Origin of the sequence: Variovorax sp. WDL1 (genome assembly GCF_001541225.1) — a bacterium.
Classification (GTDB): domain Bacteria; phylum Pseudomonadota; class Gammaproteobacteria; order Burkholderiales; family Burkholderiaceae_C; genus Variovorax.
Map to the genome: position 1 here is coordinate 1 of NZ_LMTS01000102.1, position 4,064 is coordinate 4,064.

Genomic DNA, 4,064 nt, shown 5'->3' on the forward strand with positions numbered 1-4,064 from the left:
GTTGTCGTCGACCACTCAAGATAATTGTCGCTGGCCACCAACCAGAGCCTCAGGAGATGACGGCGTTTTTCGACCTCGGCCCAGTCCTCGTACGCGGTGCGGGAATGCAGAATGAAATGGTTGGACAGCAGCTGAACGTCTCCGGGCTTGAAGGCCATGTCGAGATGGAGTTCCGGATCGACACAGAGGCTGTCCAGAAAATCCATGGCCTCGACTTGTCGAAGCGTGAGAGGCGGCACGCCAGGCAATGATTGCGCTTTCAAGATGGCACTGCGCACATAGTTGGCGATCATGCTCCCGTGCCAGGGGGCGAAGACGGGTATGGCTTCGAACGCCAGCTTCCCTTCCGGGATCTCCCCCCAGCGGGTGTAGTAGAACGGTTCGAGCAAGGTGCGCGCGTGGTCGGGGCGCCGACGGACCATCTCGTTCCACAACGTGGTAGAACTGACAATCGACGACAATCCGCCCGATTTGGAAGCCCGCAAGCACAGCAAGCCAACCATGTCGGCCAGGTCCGAGTGGTAGGGCAGGCGCGCATTGGTCTGATAGCCGCGCACTTCGGGATCTGCATAGTTCAAGCCGAGATTCGCCACGTGTCCAAGCACGTGCCCCTTTCCGTTCTGTGATAGCGCCTCCCCGAGGTGCTGGCCCAAGCCCCAGTACGCGATCGCAGATTGCCTTGGCGTATAGCGCTCTACGGGCACGCCGCGAAAGAGCTGAAAGCCTCTTCCATGCAAGATTTCGTGCTTTGCGCTGGTCAGGACAGCACTCAAACTCGGCAGCGAAAACATCGAGCGATCGATCGTCAGGATGTCGACACCTTTTGCATCCAGATGCGACACCGCCGCGTCGATCTCGCTGATCTCGTCGGCCGAGAACTCATGGATCCAGTCGTTGCGATGGACCAGCTCCGGCCCACGCCATGATTGCGCGTTCTCGAAGATCGGCAGATCTTCACTGCCAACCACGTCGGTTTCCTTTAAAGCATGCATTCCGGTTTCCTTAATAAATATCGGGTGTGCTCGACGACGAATTGCAACGAAGTCATGGTTCGGTTTGTGCGGCTTACTCAGGCTGCACGCCTGACAACTTGAATGCGGTGCGCCACTTCACAATTTCGCTGGAGATCATCTGGGCCGTGCTCGCAGGAGTTGAATCTGCGACCGCGCTGATTCCGGACCGGGAGAGCCGGTCCACAACCGCGGGCCGTCGCAGCACCTCGTTGAGCGCCGCGTTCAATCGGTCAACGACAGGTTTTGGCGTTTTGGCCGGGGCCATCACGACGTTCCAGGTGCCCACCTCGAGCGGCAACGCGGCAGCTTCGGCCAACGTCGGAATTTCCGGCGCGGCGGTCAGCCTTTTGTTGCTCATGACCGCGATCGCACGGAGCTTGCCAGCGTTCACCAAGGCCTGACCTGCCCCCAGTGACCCTCCCATAAACTGGACTTGACCTCCGACGAGGCCTTGGACCGCTTCGCCGGTGCCTTTGTAGGGAACATTCGCAGCAGATACGCCGGCCACGTTCTTGAACAGTTCGATGCCAAGATAGCTTGTGCTGATGCCAGCGGAGCCATAAAAGTACTTGTCCGGGCTATCTTTCAACCGCGCGATGAAGTCGCGGGCGTTTGCGGGCATCGATGGATTCGCAAACAGGACCAGCGGGACCGAGCCCACGAACGCGATCGGTTCGAAGTCCTTCTGGGGGTCGTACGGCAGACTCTTGAAGGTCGATATGTTCAGCGCATGGGTGGCCGCGGTGCCGAAGATGAGGGTGTAGCCGTCCGGGTTGCTGCGTGCAACAAACTCGCTCGCGACCACGCCGGTCGCTCCGGCACGGTTCACAACGACGATCGGCTGGCCGAGCACTTCTCCAAGGTCGTTGGACAACGCGCGCGCAAAGATATCGGTCTCGCCGCCCGGTCCGAACGGAATCACTAGAGTAATGGGCCGATTGGGGTAGGTTGTCTGCGTCCAGCCGATCACTGGCATGGCTAGGGCCAGGGCAGCTGCAATGGTCAGGCTGAATACGCGCAAAGACGAGCACAAGTTTTGGAGCAGCATGAAGGCCTTTGGCGAGTGAGATTGCAGAAGCTTAGTGCGCCAGTTCGGCAGCAATTTCCGAGGCATCGAAGACGGGGGGGCGGGGTCGCTGCTGCCAGGCCGTCATGTCGGCGTTGCGATCCGCGAAGGGCGCTGGCAGGCGACTAAAGCCGGGCGTGCGCAGCCACAATCTCAACAGGTGCCGCTTTCGCTCGGGCTCGGGCCAATCTTCATAGTCACCACGAGAATGCAGCACGACATAGTTGTTGAGGAACTGCATGTCGCCGGGCTCGAAACTCATGTCGAAGTAGTACGCCGGATCGTTGCAGAGGGCATCCATGAGGTCCATCGCTTCCACCTGGGCAGGAGTCAATGTTGCAACTTCCGCAAACCTCTGGGCGGATTCGATGAATGTTCGGTTGTAGCGAACAAACAGCCGCTCATCGAGGTAGTTGAAGCAAGGCGTGACGTAGTACGGTTTCTGCCCCGGGCTTTCTTCTCCGCGGCGGTCAACGCAGAACGGTTGACACATGACTTCCCAGAGGTCGGGGCGCTTCCTGACAAACTCGTTGTGCAAGGAAGCAGAACTCACGATGCGTGATGCGCCACCGGACTTGGCCTTCTGCAGGCACAGCAGCCCCACGACGTCGGTGGAGTCGTTGTGGAAAGGCAAGTGCAGTCTTGTCTGGTAGCCGCGTGCCTTCATCTCTGTCTTCCAGTCGGCTCCGAGGTCGCGCACGTGGCCCAGGATGTCGCCCTGCGCGTTCTGCGCGAAGGCCGGACCCAGGTGCGCACCAAGACCCCAGTAGATGCGGGCGGCATCGGCCTTTGAATAACGGTCGATGGGCAGGCCACGAATCAATGCGAAACCACGACCCTCTTCGAGTTGGCGGAGGATCTCCCGCATCTTGTGCGCGACGCTAGGCACGACGAAGTCGGTTTTCGAAAGGTGAGGAATTTCCAGATTTCTCGATCTGACCGCAGCCAGGGCCTCGTCAATTTCGTTGATATCCTGCGCATCCAGAGTCACGATCCAGCGTTCGTTGCGGGAGACATCTTCACTTTTCCACGCGCTCGGATGCAGGTAAGGCTTGGGATTCATGGTCGGTTCCATTGACAGTCAGGGGTAATCTCGGGTTTGTTCATCCGTCGCCGCAGCACCTTGACCGCTTCGTCGCGGTTTTCAAGCGCGAGGCGCCTGTGGATCGTTTCCGCACGCTCGCCATCGCCGGCTTGGATCGCCTCGACCAGCGACCGCCAATGGGCGATCGATGTCGTGCGGCGGTCCTGCGTAGCGAGACCGAGGCGCGCATAGCGGCCAATACGATGTGCGAAAGAGACGATCATTTCCGTGAGAGGCGGGCTTCGACCCATGACCGCGATCTCGATCGTTGTTGTGGCGCTCGCCCGTTCGTATCGCTCCGCGTCGTGCAGAGACTCTTCCAACTGCAGGAGCAGCACATCGAGTCGCTGGGCTGCGTTGTCCTCGACACGAATGGCAGCTCCTTTGGCCGCCAAGCCGACCAGTACGGCGCGAATCTCGAACAACTGTTCGACTTCTTCTATCGAAAGCGCTGTCACCCGCGCGCCGCGCTGTGGAGTGATCACTACCAGCCCTCGTTTTTCGAGAATGCGCAACGCTTCCCTTAGAGGGGAGCGGCTAACACCCCATTGAGCAGCGATCTGGTTCTCATTCAGCCGTGCACCGGGAGCATAGCGCTCCTCGATGATGTCGTGGGCCAGAGCATCGGCAATCTGCAAAGGCATGGTGCGATGCAGCGATTGGCTAAGGGCCTGTTCGGGAGGATCAGATAGGCGTGACGACATTCAGGAAAGTTTACGATAAATGCAGAATGTCGACATTAGGCAAAACCCGCGATTCTTGGAGAGCTTGGCCTTCGCAGGCTGCGGTTCGATCCCGATCGAAGGCGGGGCGTCCGCCGCATTCAGCGCGATATTGCCGCCGTTGTCGACCTGGCTCTGCTGCAAATTTTGGCTTCGGGTAGGCTACCGACCTTTGTGAT

General features: G+C 59.4%; 4 protein-coding genes. All 4 read right to left on the minus strand.

The window, feature by feature from the left end:
* Positions 1-992 (minus strand): TauD/TfdA family dioxygenase (locus APY03_RS15005; protein WP_068677997.1); only part of this gene is annotated, 992 nt, incomplete at its 3' end.
* 73 nt (positions 993-1,065) lie between these two features.
* Positions 1,066-2,061, minus strand: coding sequence for a Bug family tripartite tricarboxylate transporter substrate binding protein (locus APY03_RS15010; RefSeq protein ID WP_068677998.1), 996 nt, complete (start codon positions 2,059-2,061; stop codon positions 1,066-1,068).
* A gap of 31 nt (positions 2,062-2,092) precedes the next feature.
* On the minus strand, positions 2,093-3,142 hold the full coding sequence (locus APY03_RS15015; RefSeq protein ID WP_162487258.1) for a TauD/TfdA family dioxygenase: 1,050 nt from the start codon (positions 3,140-3,142) through the stop codon (positions 2,093-2,095).
* Positions 3,139-3,807 carry a GntR family transcriptional regulator gene (locus APY03_RS15020; RefSeq protein WP_068678000.1) on the minus strand — a complete coding sequence of 223 codons (669 nt, stop codon included), beginning with the start codon at positions 3,805-3,807 and terminating at the stop codon, positions 3,139-3,141. Before APY03_RS15020 ends, APY03_RS15015 begins: the two co-directional genes overlap by 4 nt.
* Positions 3,808-4,064: the final 257 nt, after the last annotated feature.